Source organism: Enterovibrio gelatinilyticus (assembly GCF_028683095.1).
Classification (GTDB): Bacteria; Pseudomonadota; Gammaproteobacteria; order Enterobacterales; family Vibrionaceae; genus Enterovibrio; species Enterovibrio gelatinilyticus.
Map to the genome: position 1 here is coordinate 31,672 of NZ_JAJUBC010000004.1, position 19,667 is coordinate 51,338.

Genomic DNA, 19,667 nt, shown 5'->3' on the forward strand with positions numbered 1-19,667 from the left:
TTCCTGCCTTTACTGCTAAAAGCAGGTCGACGCTAGATCACCTTGGGCAAAAAGCTGGAGCTCTGCTCCAAATACGAGAAAAACCATTCAATCACTACCCCAAATCTAGGGATTAATTGTGATTGTTTCCACTCGATAGCGCTGGAAAAATTGGTGAATGCGTCGAGAAAGAACAATACTGCAGCAACAATCAACACGCCGCGAATACCGCCAAAAACCACACCTAGCACTCTATCTGTCCCAGATAAGCCTGTTTTTTGGACTAACTGTCCAATCACGTAGTTCACCACAGCGCCAACGATTAAGGTGGCAACAAACAGCGCCGCTATTGCCGCGCCATTTCGAATCATTTCGTCATGAATATTAGTGAAGTAAGCCGCTAATTGCGGGTAAAAGTTACTGGCGACAAAGAAGGCACCAAACCATATCACTAGCGATAGGGCTTCTTTCACAAATCCACGGACCAAGCTAATCAATGCTGAAAAGCTGATCACTCCAATTATGATGTAATCTATCCAATTCATCTTTTAATCATCTGAGCGATTCGCGCGCATTTTAACAGAAAAAATGACGACGCAAACGTTTTCTTATGGGTTGAGTGGGTTAAATCTGAGCAGTTGACCTTTCAATCCGGTCAAAGACTCCAAATCTGCAGTCATTGAAGCCAATTTGTCTTTGGAGACGTTAGGCCCAATTTCAACACGTGCCAACTCGCCTTCTTTTACATCACGAGGCATCAACTGCGCTGAGTAGCCCTTTTTACGCAACTTTGACACTAGGCTTTTGGCGTTATCAATATTGCGGAACGTACCAAGACGGATGATCCAAGCTGAATCTTCATAGCCCGCTTTAGGCTGAGTATTCGCAGCGGCAACCTGAGAGTTATCAGCTTCCGAAACGATGCTCTCATCACCAGCTGACGCTTTTGTACCTTCGTCGCCAATAGTGACCAGTACAGGTTCTTCAGGGGGAAGAAATGACTCCACTTCTTCGGGCGGCAAGACCGACGCTTCAAGCAGCGTTTCATCAACGTCCTCTTGGAGAGGAATTGCTTGAAAACTCTCTTGGTAATGCGCTTTTTCACCATCAAATACATCAGGTAAGAAAATGACGCCTAACGAAACCAAAATGAGTGTGCCGACTAAGCGATTTTGAAACTGAGTTGCCACATTTACTCCGTTTGAGCGAGATGATCAGCGATTTCGCCGACTGTGTGGAATGAACCAAATACGATTAGAACATCACCTTTCCACGTCAAAGCCGTTTTCGCGGCTTCAAATGCTTCAACAGGTGACGCGTAACCTTCGACATATTCAGGCAGGAAATGAACAAGCTGCTGCCAATCGGCGGCTCTTGGCCCTGTTAAAGAAGCAGGATACCAAATATCAACCACTGACTTCATGACATCGAGCGTTGCCGATATGTCTTTGTCATGCAACATTGCAACAACGGCATGAACCTTAGCATCGGCGTCTTGCTTAAGAGATGAGATTTGATTCGCCAAGTATTCAGCAGAATGTGGGTTGTGGGCCACATCTAGGATGATCAGAGGTGATTGAGACACCATTTGCATGCGACCCGCCAACGTGACCGTTCGCAGCCCTTCCACGATCTGTTCGTCTGTCACATCAAGTTCTGACAACCCTAGCGCCATCAACGCCGTTGCCGCATTGGGGAGCGGGAGATTTGGAACTGGCAAATCGCGCAAATCAAACGCACCACATTGCCAATGCCAGGTGTTCGCTTGCTGCTCATAGGTAAACTGATAGCCAACCTGATGTAGCTCTGCACCAATATCATCGGCATGAGCGGCGACACTGGCTGGTGGCTCTGGTTGGCCACATACCGCCGGTTTTCCTGAACGGAAAATGCCTGCTTTCTCGAAGCCAATCACTTCGATGTCATCACCGAGCCAATCAACATGGTCAATGGCTAGACTGGTGATCACCGACACATCATGGTCAACAATGTTGGTCGCATCTAATCGACCACCAAGACCCACCTCGATGATTGCCACATCAATCTGGTTATCCATAAATAACCAAAGCGCCGACAGCGTGCCAAATTCAAAGAGACTTAGGCTGGTGTCACCACGGAGTGATTCAACCGCAGCAAAGGCTTCTGAGTGACGTTCATCATCAAGTTCTTTGCCATTGATACGGACACGTTCGTTGTAACGAATAAGATGAGGGGAGCTGTATACGCCTGTCTTATAGCCCGCTTTTTGCAAAATGGCTTCGATAATGGCGCATGTTGAACCTTTACCATTGGTACCCGCTACCGTGATCACTTTAGGTGCAGGCTTTGTCAGCTTACCTTTTTGGCCGACACGTGCGACACGATCCAGTCCAAGATCGATAGCACTGGTGTGGAGTGATTCAAGATAAGATAACCACTCAGACAATGGCGCAGTCGCGCTGGGAGAAATATGTTCTGACATCAGTATTCTATTTGAGCTTTCAATACTTCAATCATATCAGCTAAAAGACAAAGAGCGCCATAAGGCGCTCTTTAGATGTTCATTTGTGGGACGTTTATTCTGTATCCTTGGTCGGTTCGGCTTCAATAACCTCACCTTCCAAAGGCTGTTCCACTGATACAACGAGCGGAGATTCATGGTTGGTCATTTTTGCCAACAATCCTCCGATACGCTGACGCATTTCACGACGATCCACAATCATGTCGATGGCGCCGTGCTCTAACAAGAACTCACTACGCTGAAAGCCTTCTGGCAGCTTTTCACGCACGGTTTGCTCAATAACACGCTGACCTGCAAAACCAATCAGAGCTTTAGGCTCACCAATATTAATGTCACCTAACATCGCAAAGCTTGCGGTCACACCACCAAAGGTTGGGTCTGTGAGTACAGAAACAAACGGAAGTCCTTTCGCAGAAAGGCGCTCCAGTGCAGCACTGGTTTTCGCCATTTGCATCAGTGACGTCAATGCTTCTTGCATGCGCGCACCACCACTGGCAGAGAAACACACGAATCCACACTTATCCTCAATGGCTTGTTCTACGGCACGCACGAATCGCGCACCGACGACAGCACCCATTGAACCGCCCATGAAGGCAAACTCAAAGGAAGCGACCACAACGGGCATACCAAGGATCTCACCTTTCATGACAACCAAGGCATCTTTCTCGCCGCTTGACTTTTGCGCCGCAGACAGACGATCTTTGTATTTCTTAGAGTCACGGAATTTGAGCAGATCTTTTGGCTCAAGTTCTTGACCTAATTCAGTGCCTTTTCCTTCATCTAAGAAAGTCTCTAGGCGTTTACGTGCTGTCATGCGCATGTGATGGTCACATTTCGGACACACGTGCAGGTTACGCTCAAGCTCTGCGTGATAAAGCACCTGCTCACAAGATCCACATTTGGTCCATACGCCTTCAGGAATTGAGACTTTACGTGAAGAACCAATATTGCTTTTTGTCAGTATTTTTTCAAGCCAGCTCATGAACGACCTTTTCTAATGGAGCACCTGTCATTGCGCATTCTGAGGCTCAACAGTAACGAGCTGTCTCAATGTGAACCATGACAAGTGGCCTGGATATTTACAAATTCAACAAGGAATTAAAACACAACTTGTTAAGACTTTGGACAAAAAACTGGTACTACCTATTTTTGCCTAGCCTTGCACACTTGTATTTGCACGTTATTTGCACGCACTATGATCAATATGTCGTTTTTTTAACCTTGTGTCAGTGATTAGCACTGTGTATCTGGCAAAAAAAGTGGCCCAACGGGTGACTCAGGGAGCTCAAACTGCTCGGGATATTCAACATCCACCAAATATAAGCCACCAGCTTTTCCGGTCGCCGCGGCCAAATTGCGGTCTTTCACGCCCAACAGCCATTCAACCCACTCGGGTTTTTGCGCTTTTCTTCCCACTTCAATCAAGCTTCCGGCTATATTGCGCACCATGTGGTGAACAAATGCGTTGGCCTTGATATCTATGATCACGAAGCGCCCTTGTCGAGTCACATTTAAATGATGAATGTTACGCCACGGTGTTTTTGACTGGCAATGAATTGCACGGAATGACGTAAAGTCGTTTTCCCCTAGCAGGTATTGTCCAGCCTGGTGCATCAGCGCTTCGTCGAGCTCATCATGACAGTGAGTCACACCGTGCCGAAGTATGCCCGGTCTCAGCGCGTGGTTATAAATAATATAACGATAGCGGCGAGCCGTCGCAGAAAAGCGCGCATGAAACTCTTCGGGGACTTCTTTGGCCCAACGCACTGCAATGGCGTCAGGTAAATGGGTGTTCACACCCATGGTCCATGCACGGAGTGGTCGTGTGACATCCACATCAAAGTGAACAACCTGACCGGTACCATGTACTCCCGCATCGGTACGACCTGCGCATTGTACTTCAATCGATTGATTGGCTATTTTAGACAGGGCTTTCTCTAGATGCTCCTGCACACTGGGCACGTCACGCTGTCTCTGCCAGCCAAAATACTGTGCACCATCATATTCAACGCCCAGGGCAATTCTCATGTTTTTGTCTCTGTCTTAACAATTTATAACGTTATCTTCGAACGACATAGTCATGCTTAAAGGCGTCGCTCTTGAGTGAGTCAACGCTGAACCCAGCGCTATCTATACCTTACTAGACCTAGGTCCTGCTGCACCGTGCTCTACAAAAAGTGGTCATTCGACGATATGAAGCCGCGCATTATACCTGTCTCATCGTAAAATGCAGCGATGAGTATATACCCAAGCAATCTCAATATGCAGGATTCGGCGAGCATCTTCAGGTGACATAGGTATTCTTCAGATGGCTTATGGGGTATATGGATATAAAAAACGGCAAGGTATCCCCTGCCGTTCTATTTAATTTTATGTGTTCGACCATTTAATGATTAGTGGAGCTTTTCGATCATCACTCGCGCTTCTTCTTTTAGCGTTGAATCATCACCTTGCATGACTTGCTCAAGCAATTGAATTGCACCATCGATATCATTCATTTCCAGATACGCTTTCGCCAAATCCATGTTGGTTGCGGCCTCACCATTGCTGTCGACATCCACAGGCTGAATATCACTCAACACATCAGGGAAGTCTTCTAAACCAACATCGAGATCCATCGTCACTGAATCAGGGTCTGCTTGCGGTACGCCATCATCTTTCATCAATTCGTCAATGCTGATGAAACCATCCCCCGTAGAGGTAGCTTCAACCAATTCACTCTCAGCATCTTCTAGCAACCCTTCGAGATCGGCTTCCAAATCCATAGATTTGATTTCATCACCGAGAATTTCAGGTTGTTGAGACCAATCTTCACTTTCAAGTTCTGGTTCTGGCGTTTGCTCTGCATGCCAAATACCACTCTCGTCATCGGGAATATCAAGATCGTCAGACTCCTCCAACTCATCATCAAGATGGAAGGATTCGTCTTGGTCTTCAACATCATCCGCTGCGTCCAATGAAGTCAACACATCGTTAGCTTCGTCCGCTTCAGCAGTTTCTGCCGTCATGGTTTGGAAGTCACCCAAGCCCATTTGATCATCATCAAGAGGCTCGGAAAGTAAGGCTTCCATATTGAGCCCAGCCACTTGATGCGCATCGTCTTCCAATTCTGCAATATCGTTCAGTTCCGTCGCGCGATATGGCGCTTGAGATACTGCTGCAGACGCCTGCGAGAAATGGCTGCGCTCACTTTCTGGTACCGCTTCGTCTAACTCGCGTTGTTCGTCAAGTGCTGCACCTAATGCATCATCTTCATCAAACTCACCCAAATCATCAAGACTGATAGGGTCTACGGGAGGAAACGCTAACGTGTTGTTTTCTGTTGCTGTGAAAGTCGACTCTTCAGCTTCTTCGTCAAGCTCAGATGTATCAACTTGCTGTCCCGCCGTTTCTTTTGGCTCAGGTTCTTCTTTCTCAGCTGCTTCTATCGCTGACTCTTCTAACTCGGTGTCTGCAACGCTTTCAGGCTCAATAGCAGAAGGTGTGTCAAAATCGACCGCGGCATCTTCCTCGGTATACTCAGGCAGATCGCTCAGATCAAACGATGAATCTTCTTTACCAGCTTCAACTGGCTCACCAGGTTCTATCTCTTCAAAATCACTGTCTGCTAGCGCTGCTTCCTCGTCGTATTCTGGAAGAGATGACAGATCTAACGGTGCATCTTCTTCAAACGCTGCTTCTTCAGACGTTTCTTCAGAAGCGTCATCCTGAACATGCTCTGCTGTTAACTGCTCTTCGAGATGTTCCGCTTTGATTTCTTGAGCATTGATTTCTTGAGCTTCGACTTCTTGAGCTTCAACCTCTTTGCCTTCAGCTTCTTGTTCTGCTTCAGCTTCTTCTGTTTCAGCTTCTTGTTGTTCGAGTCCCTCAACGCCAGTATCGCCACCAGCGAACGGTTCTGTGACGATATCTTCTGTTTCAAGTTCTTCAAATGACGTTTCAGCATCGTCCTGAGTCGGTGCTTCATTCAACTCATCTGGCATGGACTCAATAGCAGCGAATGCATCGTCAAGATCGGCCTCGTCTTCAGAAGACACGACGGGCTCTTCTTCCACTGACTCATCAGCATCACCAGCGAGATTGTCGTCCCCGGTCAGAGGCTGTTCGTCAGACGAAGATATTTCTGTCGGTTCTGCCGCATCCAGTTCAGAGCTTGCTGACGCTTCATCGTCTTGGCCTAATAGGCTATCTAGCAGGTCAATGTCGCTCTGTGTTGCCTCTGGTATCTCTTTTTCTTCAGCATCTAGCGCTTCTAAGCTATCGAGTGATGCATCAAACGCTGGCACGGCTTCAATGTCCGTCGCTGATTCACCGTCATCCAGTAGGCTATCAAGCAGGTCCATGTCTGACTCAGAAGCTTCTGCGTCAGATTCGCTCTCTTGGGCTTGCTCAATGTCTTCAGCATCGGCGTTTACGCCATCAACTGCGTCTTCAACATCGTTTTCCGCTAATTCTTCGAGGGCCTCTTCTTCGATCGAAGGTTGCAGTACATTTTCATCGATAACTGCTGAGTCAGCATCGTCTGTTGCTTGAATCTCCTCATCATCAAGAGCGAGATCATCATCGAGAGAAATAAGCTCATCGCCGAGTAAGTCATCATCAGAAGCTTCTTCCAATAACGCACTTTCGTCTTCAATGTCATCATCGTCAGCAACAAGTTCGTCCAGTAATACGTCTGTATCACCCAGATCGACATTCTCATCGTCGCTTGGCTCACCAACGAGATCCTCAAGCAGATCGTCATCATCAATGGCTTCGTCTAGTAATGCAGTTTCATCTAGCAGGTCTTCGTCATCACCAACAAATTCATCCAGCAATGCGTCGGTGTCTGAAATGTCATCGGTGTCTATGTCTGCATCAATTGATAACAAATCAGTATCATCGGCTTCTTGCGGCTCGATCGGATTTCCATCCTCATCCAACGCGTCATCGTCAAGAAGCTCATCAAGAAGTGCATCTGTGCCATCAAGTTGAACATCATTGTCGCTGCCAGTCTCACTGAGAATGTTATCGATATCGTCAACATTGACGGCTTCATCCAAGAACTCGTCGAGCAAGGCGGTACTGTCTTCTTCTAGAGAGTCTTCTTCTAGAGAGTCTTCCTCTAGAGAGTCATCTTCAGGGTTTTCGTTGGGTTTCTCTTCCGCTTGAGCCTGATTCAGGATGTCATCGAGATCATCGTCGGATAAGTTGATATCTTGCGACAAATCTACTTCTGGCTCGTCATCCAACACTTTGTCAAACAAGGCTTCGTTGGTGATGTCAGCGTCATCATCTTCCGCTGCCGCCGCTGCGAATGCCGCTTCTGCCTCTGCTATGGCATCATCCGCCGCCGACTGCTCATTTGCAGCAGGCTCATTTGCAGCTGGCTCATCATCAGCGCTTTGCGTGGCATTCAGTAATGCATCAATATCATCAACGTCGGCATCATCACCACCACTAAGGGACTGCTCCCACATAGCGGCAAGTGCTTCATCAGGGCTCAGTTCCGACTCTTCAGGTTGAGACGCCATTTCATCCAATGCGCGTTCCATGTCTTCCAAGCCGATAGCGCCGTCAGTGCTAGCTTCAACATTCAGCTCTGTGCTTGCGCTGAAGTCATCATCTAACATGGCATCCAGATCGGTATCAGTGCCAAAGTCAGAATCGCCGTCAATATCTAATCCAGACTCAGTCGGTTCATCTGATAACTCCAAGCTGTCTGACAAGTTAATGTCGTCCAATTCAGAATCAAAAATACCCTCATCGCCAAACAGATCATCGGCATCGGTGTCGTCTGTGACTTCAAGCTCATCATCTTCCAATACCAATTCATCATCATCCCCTTCAACATCGGGCACCATGATGACGGGTAGATCAGGCTCTTCGCCGTCGAGCCCTTCTGGCTCTTCGATATCGTCATCTTTCTTACGGCGGCGCATAATGATGAACGCAGCAGTACCTATCACTAACAAGGCTGGAATAATTGCGACAGTGGCAAGCATCAATGGGCTCGCCATCAGCGATTCAATGAAAGATGGCTCTTTCATTTCCATTTGAGCCTGACGCATTTTCTGCGCTTCTAGGAAGGATTTAATTTCTTCCGTGAGCGCTTCATCGCCCGTCATTTGCTCTTTTAAAACAGACAACTCGTTCTGCACTTCCGCCAAACGAATCTTCAAGATGTGGTTACTTTCAACGAGCTTACCCATTTGCAAATCAGATTCATCAATCTGATCTTGCACCGAGCCCATATTCGGCTTAGGCGGCGTCATATCGGCGCCCATGCCATCCCCATCTTCCATTGCCATGTCTGACTTCGATGATGCATCCATGTCCGCCATTTCTGGCTTTTTAGGCACATCCGGCTTGGTCATCTTCTCAGGCGCTTTGACGGGTTTGGCTTTTTCTGAAGAGGCCGTCATTTCAGGTTGAGCAGGTTGCTGTGCTGTCGCAGCGGCCTGCTGGCTCAATGGCTGACGATTGATGCCACGCTGCGCATCTTTACGTCTTTGGTCAATTTGCAGGCGCTGGGCGACATCATCCGTGCTTTCACGACGAATTTCCGTCAACGTTGGCATAAGCAACGTACTTCCGGGAATCAATCCGTGAATGTTTTGATCTTCAAAGGCATTGGGATTTAAGCGAAAAATCGCGCCAACTGTTTGATAGACAGAAACAGCGGTATTCGGTTGATTACGTTTGGCGATAGACCACAGGGTATCGTTGTCGCGCGTTGGCCCAACAGATTGTCGACGGTTAGCCGTCGAAGCCGTCTGATTGGCTTGAGATAAAGGCGTGACAGTGCTGGGCGCTGGCGATTCATCGACAGGACCAAGAATTCGAATGGCCGAATGCACAGAAAACGTGGCGGCAAGGCTCAGCAGCAACGTTGAGACAGCAAGTAGTTTGCCAAATCGACGGCTTGCTTGTGATGAAAAAAGCGTTTGCTTCATGGTGTTATAAAAATCTGCGTCAGACACTGCCCGCATTCCCCTATGGCAGAATAATAGCCTAAATGGTTATTTCCCTAACTATATCGGAAGGCTGGCTGAAAACTGTAGTGTGAGAAGATAAAACTGTGTTTTGTGATCAAACAACCGGCACCAGATCACTGGTACCGGTCGTTTAAGTAGCATTTTACTGCTAAACAATTCGTGATTGTTTGAGGATTACAGGTAGTCGCGGATCAGGACTTCTGCAATTTGCACAGAATTGGTGGCTGCGCCTTTACGAACGTTGTCTGCAACAATCCACATGTTCAGGCCATTTGGATGAGAAATGTCGTTGCGGACACGGCCTACCATCACATGGTCTTTACCTGTCGCGTCTTTCACTTGCGTTGGGTAATCTTCATTGGCAAACACTTCAATACCTTCGCTACGTGAAAGTAGATCCATCGCTTCGGTCGCATCAAGTGGCTGTTGGCATTCAATGTGAACGGCTTCTGCGTGACCATAAAACACAGGGACGCGCACACAGGTTGGGTTCACTGCAACGGTATCATCACCCAAAATTTTCTGGGTTTCCCACACCATTTTCATTTCTTCTTTGGTGTAGCCGTTGTCCATAAACTCGTCGATGTGAGGCAGGCAGTTAAAAGCGATCTGCTTTTTGTAGAGACTCGGCTCTGCTTCTTGGCTGTTCAGCAGTTTCACCGTTTGGCCCGCCAACTCATCCACACCTTTTTTGCCAGAACCTGATACCGATTGGTATGTCGCTACGTTGATGCGTTCGATGCCTGCAGCATCATAAATCGGCTTCAACGCCACCAGCATTTGAATCGTCGAACAATTAGGATTCGCGATAATGTTGCGATTACGGAAGTCAGCGATAGCTTCTGGGTTAACTTCTGGTACAACCAATGGCACATCGTACTCGTAACGGAAGCGCGACGTGTTATCGATAACGACAACACCTTCATCCGCGGCCATTGGCGCATAACGGTCTGACAGTTCCGCGCCCGCTGAGAACATCGCGATTTGTACCTGGCTCCAGTCGAAATCTTCTACGTTACGTACCAGATGGCTTTTACCATTGAAGCGAATGGTTTCACCGGCGCTGCGCTCGCTTGCTAGCAAGTAAAGTTTGCGCACAGGGAATTTACGCTCTTCCAACACCTCAATAATGGTACGACCTACAGCGCCTGTTGCACCTAATACAGCGACGTCGTATGCAACATCAAATTCTTGTGTCATGTTTATTCCTCTACGGTAAAACCTAATTTAGCGAGCGACTCTAACCCAAACTCGGCCTTGCCCGCTACTGTAATCGCACTGTACTCGCGTCTGTCCCAGTAATTCTTTCGCAAGCGGTCAAAGCTTGAACGTTGCTCACTGGCATCTGCCATTGCACGGCGAAACTCGCTGTCATCACGGCGAATATCATAGATAAGCTGACACAACGCCATCAAATCTGATGCATCCCAAGACTGACTCAGTGACACATGAGGAATTGGCGCGATAGGCAATAAAGACGACGCATCGACACTTTCCTCTGCATTGCCAAGAAACTCGCAGTAGGCGTTATAGATCATGGTTGTGCCACGCGCTTTACCCTCTAAGCCGTACCCTGCCACATGAGGGGTTGCAAAGGCTAATAGTGGAAGAAGCTCAAGATCCACTTCAGGTTCGAACTCGAACACATCTAGCGCAGCCGTCAGTTTGTCTGCTTTCAATGCCGCTTTTAAGGCAGCATTGTCCACCACTGGACCACGCGCTGCGTTGATCAATATGCTATTCGGTTTGAGTGCAGCCAACGCTTTTTCACCGATCAGGTGGTGCGTCGGGTATTCACCCGAACGGGTGATAGGTGTGTGCATGGTGAGCACATCACATTCTGCGATCAGAGTGTCCAGCGAGTGGAACTCACGCTCATCACCTTCCGCTTCTTTTAACGGATCGCATAAAAGATAAGGAACATTGAGCGCAGCCAGACAATTCGACAAGTAACTGCCCACTTGCCCCGCTCCAACGATGCCAACTTTACGATCGGTTAGCGTGAAATCTTGCTGCTGACTAAGGACCAAAAGCGCACTGATCACATATTCAGCCACCCCCACTTTGTTACAGCCAGGAGCAGCAGTGAAATAGATCCCTCGCTCAGCAAGAAGGTTCGCATCTACGTGGTCAGTACCCGCAGTTGCGGTACCAACAAAGCGCAGGCAATTGGCTTTTTCCAATAGTGCCTCGTCAACTTTGGTTACTGAACGTATCATCAACGCATCAATATCAACCAAGTCTTCCGCTGTGAGTGTTCTACCCGCTTTTGCAGTTACTGTTCCAAGTTTGCTAAACAGTTCTGCCGCATAGGGCATATTTTCGTCAATCAGAATATTCACGTGTTCTTCTCTTGCTCCAAGCAACATGTCCGTATTGTGACGTTTTTTGAGACGGCTGAAAACGAAAAAACCCGACCAATGGCCGGGCAAAATCCAGGATCTGAAAGATAGAGACCGGCTCTCAACGGTCAATACCTGCGTCTGTTGTAGGCGAGAAGCCAACTTCCCGGAAAATTTTCAAATAATTTGAAAATTTAAAGTGGCAGTAACGCCTCTTAAGCTTCGTATTTCTTAATAACCAAAGTGGCGTTTGTGCCGCCGAAGCCGAAGCTGTTCGACATGACTGTCTTCAGTTCCTGCTCACGCATTTCAGTGACAATATCTAGACCTTCTGCCGCAGCATCTAAGTTATTAATGTTAATGCTCGGTGCGACAAAGTTGTTATCCAACATCAGTGTTGAATAGATGGCTTCGTGTACACCTGCCGCACCCAATGCGTGACCCGTCATCGCTTTGGTTGCAGAAATCGCTGGGCTGTTATGACCGAACACTTCTTGAATCGCGCCCAGTTCTTTCACATCACCCACTGGCGTTGAAGTACCATGCGTATTGATGTAGTCAATGCTGTCCACATCTTGCATTGCCATTTTCATACAACGGATAGCGCCTTCACCAGAAGGAGCAACCATGTCGTAGCCATCAGAGGTTGCGCCGTAGCCAACCACTTCACCGTAGATTTTCGCGCCACGCGCTAACGCATGCTCAAGCTCTTCAATAACGACCATGCCGCCGCCGCCAGAGATAACAAATCCATCACGGTCTGCATCATAGGTACGAGACGCTTTTGAAGGATCATCATTGTACTTGGTCGACAATGCGCCCATGGCGTCAAACATCATGGTTAGAGACCAATCTAGCTCTTCACCGCCACCTGCAAACACAACGTCTTGCTTACCCAGTTGAATCAATTCAACTGCGTGGCCAATACAGTGTGCAGACGTCGCACACGCTGAGCTCATGGTGTAGTTAACACCACGAATTTTAAACGGCGTTGCCAAGCACGCTGACACGGTCGAAGACATAGTACGAGGCACCATGTAAGGACCAACACGCTTTACGCCTTTTTCGCGTAGTGTGTCTGTTGCCAGAACTTGGTTAATTGATGATGCGCCACCAGAACCAGCAACCAGACCCGTACGGTCATTGGAAACCATGTCTTCTGTTAAGCCAGCATCTTCAATGGCTTGTTCCATTGACAGATAAGCGAAGCCTGCGGCATCACCCATAAAACGAAATTTCTTGCGATCAATATGATCGACAGGTTTGAGTTTTAGGTCACCCCAAACGTTACTGCGTAGTTTCATGTCTGCGAACTGTTGGGAAAAACTAATCCCTGATTTACCCGCTTTCAATGACTCCAGCACTTCTTTAACGTTGTTACCGATGCTGGAAACAATTCCCATACCTGTAATTACGGCTCGTTTCATTTTTTGTTCCTACAATTCGAGTTCGCACCGATGATAGCGGTTTTGCTCATCTAAAGTGGTCAGCTTTCCTAGAGTACGCGTGTAAGCTGAAATTTCATTCTCGCATAGCCAGCTCCGCGAATCTGTATATTCGGAAGGATTGGCGATAGAATCCGCGACCTGAGTGCAAACAGAGTTTTAATTAAGGTAAGGCCTGTGACCCAACCCCGTATTGAACATGCCCAAATTCACTGGAATGACGCTGGCACGCCTGTGTCTGATAATTTCGATGACGTGTACTTTTCTAATGCAAATGGCTTAGAAGAAACACGTTATGTCTTCTTACATCAAAATCATCTTCCAGCACGCTGGCAACAATTCGAGCGAGATCGCTTTGTTATTGCAGAGACGGGCTTTGGTACAGGTTTAAATTTTCTTGCGGTTTGGCAAGAGTTTGACGCTTTTCGCGATCAAAACCCTGATGCTACAACCCAACAGCTGCACTTTATCAGCTTTGAGAAATTTCCTGTAACCCAAAGTGATCTTGAAAAAGCGCATGCGGCTTGGCCCGAACTTGCCAATTACGCAAAAACATTGCGAAAACACTATCCCGCCGCCGTATCAGGTTGCCACCGTCTCGTCCTTGCTGATGGCATGGTGACACTCGATCTCTGGTTTGGTGACATCAAAGATTGTATGCCGCAAGTGTGGACATCTGATGACGGGATCGTCGACTGTTGGTTCCTCGATGGCTTTGCTCCAAGTAAAAACCCTGAAATGTGGAGCCAAACCTTGTTTGATGGCATGGCCCGCCTTGCCCGTGAATCCTGCACAGTTGCGACATTTACCGCTGCTGGTTTTGTGCGTCGCGGCCTGATTGATGCTGGCTTCGAGATGAAGAAAACCAAAGGGTTTGGTACAAAGCGCGACATGATTGTCGGGCACATCAATCAACGAGAGCAGTCAAAGCAACAAGCACCTTGGTACAAACGCAATGCGCCAATGACGAGTGACAAGAACACGCTGGATATTGCGATTATTGGTGGTGGCGTTGCCAGTGCGACATTGGCAGTTTCACTGGTTCGCCGTGGAAAATCCGTCACTCTATATTGTGAGCATGATGAGCCAGGGCACGGCGCATCAGGAAATCGTCAAGGCGCAGTTTATCCTCTGCTCAATGGCAGCGATGATGTGCTATCTCGCTTCTTTGCTCCCGCGTTTTTGTACTCTCGTCAATTTGTCGAGCAAGCAGCTGAAACTATTCACTTCGATCACGATTGGTGTGGCGTCACACAACTCGGCTGGGATGAAAAGAGTGCAGACAAACTCGCAAAAATGCTCAAAGGCGGCTTCCCTGACGATGTGATATGCGCTTTAACCGCAGAAGAAACTGCCGCCATCGCAAACATTGAAACCGGCCACGGCGGCGTTAGCTATCCACTTGGAGGATGGCTGTGCCCGCAACAACTCACTCAAGGCCTGATTAAACAAGCGCAGGCATCAGGCTTGCTGACGTGCCATTACAACACGAACATCAGCAGCTTGAAGCGTGAAAACGAGCAATGGGTAATGCTTGCTGAAAATGGTCACGAGTTTTGCCACAACACTGTGGTGATTACCAACGGACATCGCTTTTCACAGTTCGAACAAACTGTTGCGATCCCTGCTTACTCGGTGCGTGGTCAAGTTAGCCATATCAATACCACTCCTGAACTCAAAAAGCTCAAGACAGTGCTTTGTTATGACGGCTACCTCACTCCTGTTAACGAAAAGAACGATACGCATTGTATTGGCGCCAGTTACAGCCGAAATGACGAGTCTTTAGATTTTCGCATGGACGACCAAGTTGATAACAAGCAGCGTTTGATCAACTGCGTGCCATCCTCATGGCCTGAAGACATCAATACCGATCATGGCGCTGGGCGCGTCGGTGTTCGTTGTGCCAGTCGAGACCACCTGCCTTACGTCGGCGATGTTTGCGATTACGCACAATTGGCCGAGTGTTACAGCAATCTTCGGGACACCAAAGAGAGCGCAGCAGATGTACCCGTTTATCCGAATCTATTTAGCATACTGGCATTAGGTTCTAGAGGATTAACGTCTGCACCGCTTCTCGGTGAATTGATGGCCTCACAGCTTTGTGGTCATCCATTGCCTTTGCCAACAGATGTCCTTGATGCACTACATCCGGGCCGTATGTGGGTAAGAAAATTGCTCAAAGGCAAAGCGCTATAAAAACGCGCACACGTGAAAACGCAAAAAGGCGCTGATTTCAGCGCCTTTTTATTAAATTTTAGAAGCACACAATCTGGGAGTATAGATTAAGCCACCGAACTCGCTTGAGTTTGCAGGTTAGACCAAAGGTTAGCCACCAGCACTTGATCCGCAGGGGTGAGTTCATTGGCGTTATCTTTTAAACTGCCATCCACACGCTGCTTTAACATATCGATACAATCGATCCCATCTTGTTCGCAATCTGCTGCTGCCAATGAAATATGTCCACGCAAATAGCCGCTGGCAAACAACTCGTCATCTGATGCTGTTTCTACCATGGCATCAATCAAATCAAGGATCTTTTCTTCGTAGTCTTGGATCATGTTCTCTCTCATACCAAACGTATTAATGATGTGTGAAATCAGCAACTGTCAGTGGTGGACGATCATAAAAAGCAACGAGTGCATCTGAGTAGCTTTTTGCACGCTCAGGCATACCTTGCTCAAGATACGCCAGCACTTGGTCACGCACTTTTGCCGTAAACGCTTCGCGATCAGGCTCTACACCGCTGAGGTTGTCACAGCTTACTTGAAAACGAAAACCGCAGCTGGCAGAAAGAATCCATTCAACCGCTTGTGGTTTCACTTCTACTTGTTCAAAAGCGGCCTGTGTCTGCTCGTCACGTCCATCTGGATGATACCAGTAGCCATAGTCTTCGAGCAATCGACGCTCAGGGCCTGCAATACACCAGTGAGCCACTTCATGTAACGCCGAGGCAAAAAAGCCACGAGCAAAAATAATCCGATGCGTTGAATGGCTCTCATCCGCTGGGAAATAAATAGGTTCATCTCCACCAAGCAAAAGCTCAGTGTTAAATGATTCAATAAAACTCTGATTGAACACAGAAATTAGGTCGTTGTAATCGTGATGCATGCGTAATATGTAAATGTCTAGTTACAGCTAAAATCAAACAGGCGGCATTTTACCTAGCCCAACTCCCGTTGTCGCCGTGATAATTGTCAAATCACCCTATATTCCCCTATTTCAACGGGTTTTACCCCCATTAAGCATGAATCTGATTCATGCCTAGCCTCATCGCTTTTCATTGGAAGGTGACTTATATCACATATAAAATCCCGCCCATCTTCCTTCTTGAATGCAACCGACTGAATAATAATGTTGTTGTCTACTTTGTACATTATTGGCATTACTGCCGAAGCCATGACTGGCGCACTTGCTGCTGGTAAACGAAATATGGATTGGTTTGGCGTGATGCTCGTAGCGAGTTGCACCGCCATTGGCGGTGGCACGGTCCGTGATATTTTACTTGGGCATTACCCGTTAGGTTGGGTGGCCAATCCACATTACCTAATCATTGTTTGCGTTGCGGGTATCGTCACGACATGGATGGCTTCTTGGGTTGCGCGCAATCACAAGTTGTTTGTCTGGCTAGATTCGCTGGGCTTGATTGCGTTTAGCATCATTGGCTGTCGCGTGGGTATCGATATGGGCTTGTCGCCTCTCATCGCGGTGGTTTCTGCGGTAGTCACAGGTGTATTTGGCGGCTTACTGCGTGATTTGCTGTGCCGTCGTCAGCCTATGGTGTTACACAAAGAGTTATACGCCTCCATCGCCTTTTTCTCAGGTTGGATGTATTGGGCGCTGTTGACCTATGGTGAGCAATTTGGTGTTAACGAAAATTACGCGACACTGTCCACGCTTATTCTAGGGTTCACCTTCCGCATGTGCGCGGTGAAATTTGGTTGGCGTTTGCCGGTGTTTAGTTTTGAATCGGAAGAACAAAACCTCCTGGGAAAAGAAGGACCTAGGTCCTAGGAAGGGCAAAGAACAAAAAAGAAGGGCTGGTGGTGCTAAACCGTCAGCCCTTTTCTCTGGTCTTGGCTTTTGCTGTTTCTAGGGCCTTCTTTTCCTAGGCCCTAGGATCTTTCACTTAAATCTTCGGCGTTGTTGTCGTCACACCTGAATTTTGAGCACGGTGTCTTAGCAAGTGGTCCATCAACACGATAGCGACCATGGCTTCAGCGATAGGTACCGCACGAATACCAACGCATGGGTCATGACGACCACGAGTCACCACATCCACAGTTTCACCGTCAACGTTAATGGTTTCACCCGGAACAGTAATGCTTGATGTCGGCTTCAGGGCCATATGGGCCACAATGTCCTGCCCTGATGAAATACCACCAAGAACACCACCCGCATGGTTGGTTTTAAAACCCTCTGGCGTCAGTTCATCACGGTGCTGGCTACCACGTTGGTTGATAACATCAAAGCCATCGCCCACTTCTACGCCTTTCACCGCATTAATACCCATCAGCGCGTAAGCAATGTCAGCATCAAGGCGATCAAAAACAGGTTCACCCAAACCAACTGGAACATTGCTTGCCACAACAGTGAGCTTAGCGCCAATAGAGTCGCCTTCTTTTTTCAGTTGGCGGATCAATTCATCCAGCGCTTCCAGCTTGTTAATGTCTGGGCAGAAGAAAGGATTTTGCTCGACTTGATCCCAATCAACTTGGTCAATTTTCACATCGCCCATTTGAGACAAGTAACAACGCACTTCAATGCCGTATTCTTGCTTAAGGTATTTCTTAGCAATTGCGCCTGCGGCAACCCGCATGGCAGTTTCACGTGCAGAAGAACGACCACCGCCACGATAATCTCTGTGACCGTATTTTTGATGATAAGTATAATCAGCATGACCTGGGCGGAAACGGTCTGAAATTTTAGAATAATCTTGCGAGCGCTGATCGGTGTTTTCAATCAGTAATCCGATAGATGTGCCTGTCGTTTTGCCTTCGAATACGCCTGACAAAAACTTTACTTCATCCGCTTCACGACGCTGTGTGGTGTACTTTGATGTGCCTGGACGACGACGGTCCAAATCAACTTGGAGATCTGTTTCAGAAATTTCGAGACCCGGAGGGCAACCATCAACGATACACCCTAGTGCCAATCCATGACTTTCACCGAAGGTGGTGACTCGAAAAACCTGACCAATAGAATTGCCTGCCATTACTTCCTCTGTCTTTTTTCTGGCTGCCTTTAATATACCAATCGAAAAGTTTATGACCGCTTACTTAATCCGACTGGTACGAAGGCATAACTGCATGCTTGTTAATGAAACATAACCAAGCGTGAGAAGCAAAAGCTTTTTATCCACGAGACGGTCAACATGCGCTATACCCGCCTTCACTTCAATAAACACAAAAAACATACAATGTGAGAACAAAAAAAGGCTGAAACAGATGTTTTCAGCCTTTTAAAATGCTCATTAGTGTCACTTTGAGTGATTAATCTTTGTAGATAGAAAACTCGTCAGCAACACTCATCAGATCTTGGTAAGTCATCATGAACACGCCGTGACCGCCGTTTTCAAATTCAAGCCAAGTCAGTGGAAGCTCTGGGTACTGCTCGTCCACGTGCACCATGGAATTACCCACTTCACAGATCAACACGCCCTGCTCAGTCAAGTAATTAGGTGCATTGGCAATGATGCGGCGCATCAGTTTCAAGCCATCAGAACCTGCCGCTAACCCGAGTTCAGGCTCATGACGGAACTCCTCTGGCAGGCTGTCCATATCCTCTTCATCCACATACGGTGGGTTAGAGACAATCAGGTCATATTTGTCCTGAGGAAGATCACGGAACAAATCCGAGCGGATTGGGAACACTTGCTGCTCCATACCATGATCTTGAACATTCATTTCAGCCACGGCGAGTGCATCCGTCGAAATGTCGACCAAATCAACTTCTGCATCAGGGAAGGCGTAAGCACAAGCAATACCTATGCAACCGCTACCCGTGCACAAATCCATGATTCGTGTTGGCTCAACATCCAGCATTGGGCTAAAGCGATTTTGGATCAGCTCACCAATCGGTGAACGTGGCACCAGCACGCGTTCATCAACAAAGAATTCTAAACCACAAAAATACGCTTTGTTCGTCAAGTAAGACACTGGCGTACGATCGTTAATACGGCGAATAACACGCTCAACAATACGATGACGCTCACTGGTCGTCAGGCGGGAGTGACGTGTATCTGCCGGCACATCTAAAGGCAAATACAAGGTTGGCAACACCAACTGTACTGCTTCATCCCATGCGTTATCCGTTCCGTGACCGTAAAACAAGCCGGCTGCATTAAAGCGGCTTACCGTCCAACGTAGCATGTCCTGTAGCGTACGTAGTTCGTTGACAACTTCATCAACAATAATTTTATCCAAAA

Annotated in this window: 15 protein-coding genes; 2 read left to right on the plus strand and 13 right to left on the minus strand. The window is 47.7% G+C overall.

Annotated elements, in window-relative coordinates:
* Positions 1–32: 32 nt before the first annotated feature.
* The 9 genes from LRP50_RS04550 to fabB form a co-directional block, all read right to left on the minus strand.
* On the minus strand, positions 33–524 hold the full coding sequence (locus tag LRP50_RS04550) for a CvpA family protein (RefSeq protein ID WP_028024837.1): 492 nt from the start codon (positions 522–524) through the stop codon (positions 33–35).
* 63 nt (positions 525–587) lie between these two features.
* Complete coding sequence (locus LRP50_RS04555; protein WP_274163313.1) at positions 588–1,169, minus strand: SPOR domain-containing protein; 582 nt, start codon at positions 1,167–1,169, stop codon at positions 588–590.
* A gap of 2 nt (positions 1,170–1,171) precedes the next feature.
* Positions 1,172–2,440, minus strand: coding sequence for a bifunctional tetrahydrofolate synthase/dihydrofolate synthase (gene folC, locus LRP50_RS04560; protein WP_274163314.1), 1,269 nt, complete (start codon positions 2,438–2,440; stop codon positions 1,172–1,174).
* A gap of 94 nt (positions 2,441–2,534) precedes the next feature.
* Positions 2,535–3,461 carry an acetyl-CoA carboxylase, carboxyltransferase subunit beta gene (gene accD, locus LRP50_RS04565; protein WP_274163315.1) on the minus strand — a complete coding sequence of 309 codons (927 nt, stop codon included), beginning with the start codon at positions 3,459–3,461 and terminating at the stop codon, positions 2,535–2,537.
* A gap of 251 nt (positions 3,462–3,712) precedes the next feature.
* Positions 3,713–4,507: a tRNA pseudouridine(38-40) synthase TruA gene (gene truA, locus LRP50_RS04570; protein WP_274163316.1), complete on the minus strand. Its 795-nt coding sequence runs from the start codon at positions 4,505–4,507 to the stop codon at positions 3,713–3,715.
* Between the two features lie 365 nt (positions 4,508–4,872).
* A complete protein-coding gene (locus LRP50_RS04575) occupies positions 4,873–9,450 on the minus strand; it encodes a FimV/HubP family polar landmark protein (protein ID WP_274163317.1) in 4,578 nt (1,525 codons plus the stop codon).
* A 180-nt stretch (positions 9,451–9,630) separates the two neighbouring features.
* Complete coding sequence (locus LRP50_RS04580; RefSeq protein WP_274163318.1) at positions 9,631–10,656, minus strand: aspartate-semialdehyde dehydrogenase; 1,026 nt, start codon at positions 10,654–10,656, stop codon at positions 9,631–9,633.
* A gap of 2 nt (positions 10,657–10,658) precedes the next feature.
* Positions 10,659–11,798 (minus strand): 4-phosphoerythronate dehydrogenase, encoded by a 1,140-nt coding sequence (locus LRP50_RS04585; protein WP_274163319.1) that lies wholly within the window; start codon positions 11,796–11,798, stop codon positions 10,659–10,661.
* Positions 11,799–12,013: 215 nt separating this feature from the next.
* On the minus strand, positions 12,014–13,225 hold the full coding sequence (gene fabB, locus LRP50_RS04590) for a beta-ketoacyl-ACP synthase I (protein ID WP_274163320.1): 1,212 nt from the start codon (positions 13,223–13,225) through the stop codon (positions 12,014–12,016).
* 195 nt (positions 13,226–13,420) lie between these two features.
* On the opposite strand from fabB, the gene mnmC reads away from it, so the two are divergent.
* On the plus strand, positions 13,421–15,439 hold the full coding sequence (gene mnmC, locus LRP50_RS04595) for a bifunctional tRNA (5-methylaminomethyl-2-thiouridine)(34)-methyltransferase MnmC2/FAD-dependent 5-carboxymethylaminomethyl-2-thiouridine(34) oxidoreductase MnmC1 (RefSeq protein ID WP_274163321.1): 2,019 nt from the start codon (positions 13,421–13,423) through the stop codon (positions 15,437–15,439).
* An 86-nt stretch (positions 15,440–15,525) separates the two neighbouring features.
* Here mnmC and LRP50_RS04600 read toward each other — a convergent pair whose 3' ends face one another.
* Together LRP50_RS04600 and LRP50_RS04605 are read right to left on the minus strand one after the other, a co-directional pair.
* Positions 15,526–15,801, minus strand: coding sequence for a YfcL family protein (locus tag LRP50_RS04600; RefSeq protein ID WP_274163322.1), 276 nt, complete (start codon positions 15,799–15,801; stop codon positions 15,526–15,528).
* A gap of 22 nt (positions 15,802–15,823) precedes the next feature.
* Positions 15,824–16,351, minus strand: a complete 528-nt coding sequence (locus LRP50_RS04605) for an elongation factor P hydroxylase (RefSeq protein WP_274163323.1) — start codon at positions 16,349–16,351, stop codon at positions 15,824–15,826.
* Between the two features lie 243 nt (positions 16,352–16,594).
* On the opposite strand from LRP50_RS04605, the gene LRP50_RS04610 reads away from it, so the two are divergent.
* A complete protein-coding gene (locus tag LRP50_RS04610; protein ID WP_274163324.1) occupies positions 16,595–17,254 on the plus strand; it encodes a trimeric intracellular cation channel family protein in 660 nt (219 codons plus the stop codon).
* Between the two features lie 115 nt (positions 17,255–17,369).
* Here LRP50_RS04610 and aroC read toward each other — a convergent pair whose 3' ends face one another.
* Both aroC and prmB read right to left on the minus strand, forming a co-directional pair.
* On the minus strand, positions 17,370–18,455 hold the full coding sequence (gene aroC, locus LRP50_RS04615; RefSeq protein WP_274163325.1) for a chorismate synthase: 1,086 nt from the start codon (positions 18,453–18,455) through the stop codon (positions 17,370–17,372).
* 277 nt (positions 18,456–18,732) lie between these two features.
* Positions 18,733–19,665, minus strand: a complete 933-nt coding sequence (gene prmB / locus LRP50_RS04620; RefSeq protein WP_274163326.1) for a 50S ribosomal protein L3 N(5)-glutamine methyltransferase — start codon at positions 19,663–19,665, stop codon at positions 18,733–18,735.
* Between the last annotated feature and the right edge of the window lie 2 nt (positions 19,666–19,667).

Excerpts from the sequence above, each read along its gene's own strand:
- LRP50_RS04550 (WP_028024837.1), bottom strand. The coding sequence starts at position 524 with ATGAATTGGATAGATTACATCATAATTGGAGTGATCAGCTTTTCAGCA.
- folC (WP_274163314.1), bottom strand. The coding sequence starts at position 2,440 with ATGTCAGAACATATTTCTCCCAGCGCGACTGCGCCATTGTCTGAGTGG.
- accD (WP_274163315.1), bottom strand. The coding sequence starts at position 3,461 with ATGAGCTGGCTTGAAAAAATACTGACAAAAAGCAATATTGGTTCTTCA.
- truA (WP_274163316.1), bottom strand. The coding sequence starts at position 4,507 with ATGAGAATTGCCCTGGGCGTTGAATATGATGGTGCACAGTATTTTGGC.
- LRP50_RS04575 (WP_274163317.1), bottom strand. The coding sequence starts at position 9,450 with ATGCGGGCAGTGTCTGACGCAGATTTTTATAACACCATGAAGCAAACG.
- LRP50_RS04580 (WP_274163318.1), bottom strand. The coding sequence starts at position 10,656 with ATGACACAAGAATTTGATGTTGCATACGACGTCGCTGTATTAGGTGCA.
- fabB (WP_274163320.1), bottom strand. The coding sequence starts at position 13,225 with ATGAAACGAGCCGTAATTACAGGTATGGGAATTGTTTCCAGCATCGGT.
- LRP50_RS04600 (WP_274163322.1), bottom strand. The coding sequence starts at position 15,801 with ATGATCCAAGACTACGAAGAAAAGATCCTTGATTTGATTGATGCCATG.
- LRP50_RS04605 (WP_274163323.1), bottom strand. The coding sequence starts at position 16,351 with ATGCATCACGATTACAACGACCTAATTTCTGTGTTCAATCAGAGTTTT.
- LRP50_RS04610 (WP_274163324.1), top strand. The coding sequence starts at position 16,595 with ATGTTGTTGTCTACTTTGTACATTATTGGCATTACTGCCGAAGCCATG.
- aroC (WP_274163325.1), bottom strand. The coding sequence starts at position 18,455 with ATGGCAGGCAATTCTATTGGTCAGGTTTTTCGAGTCACCACCTTCGGT.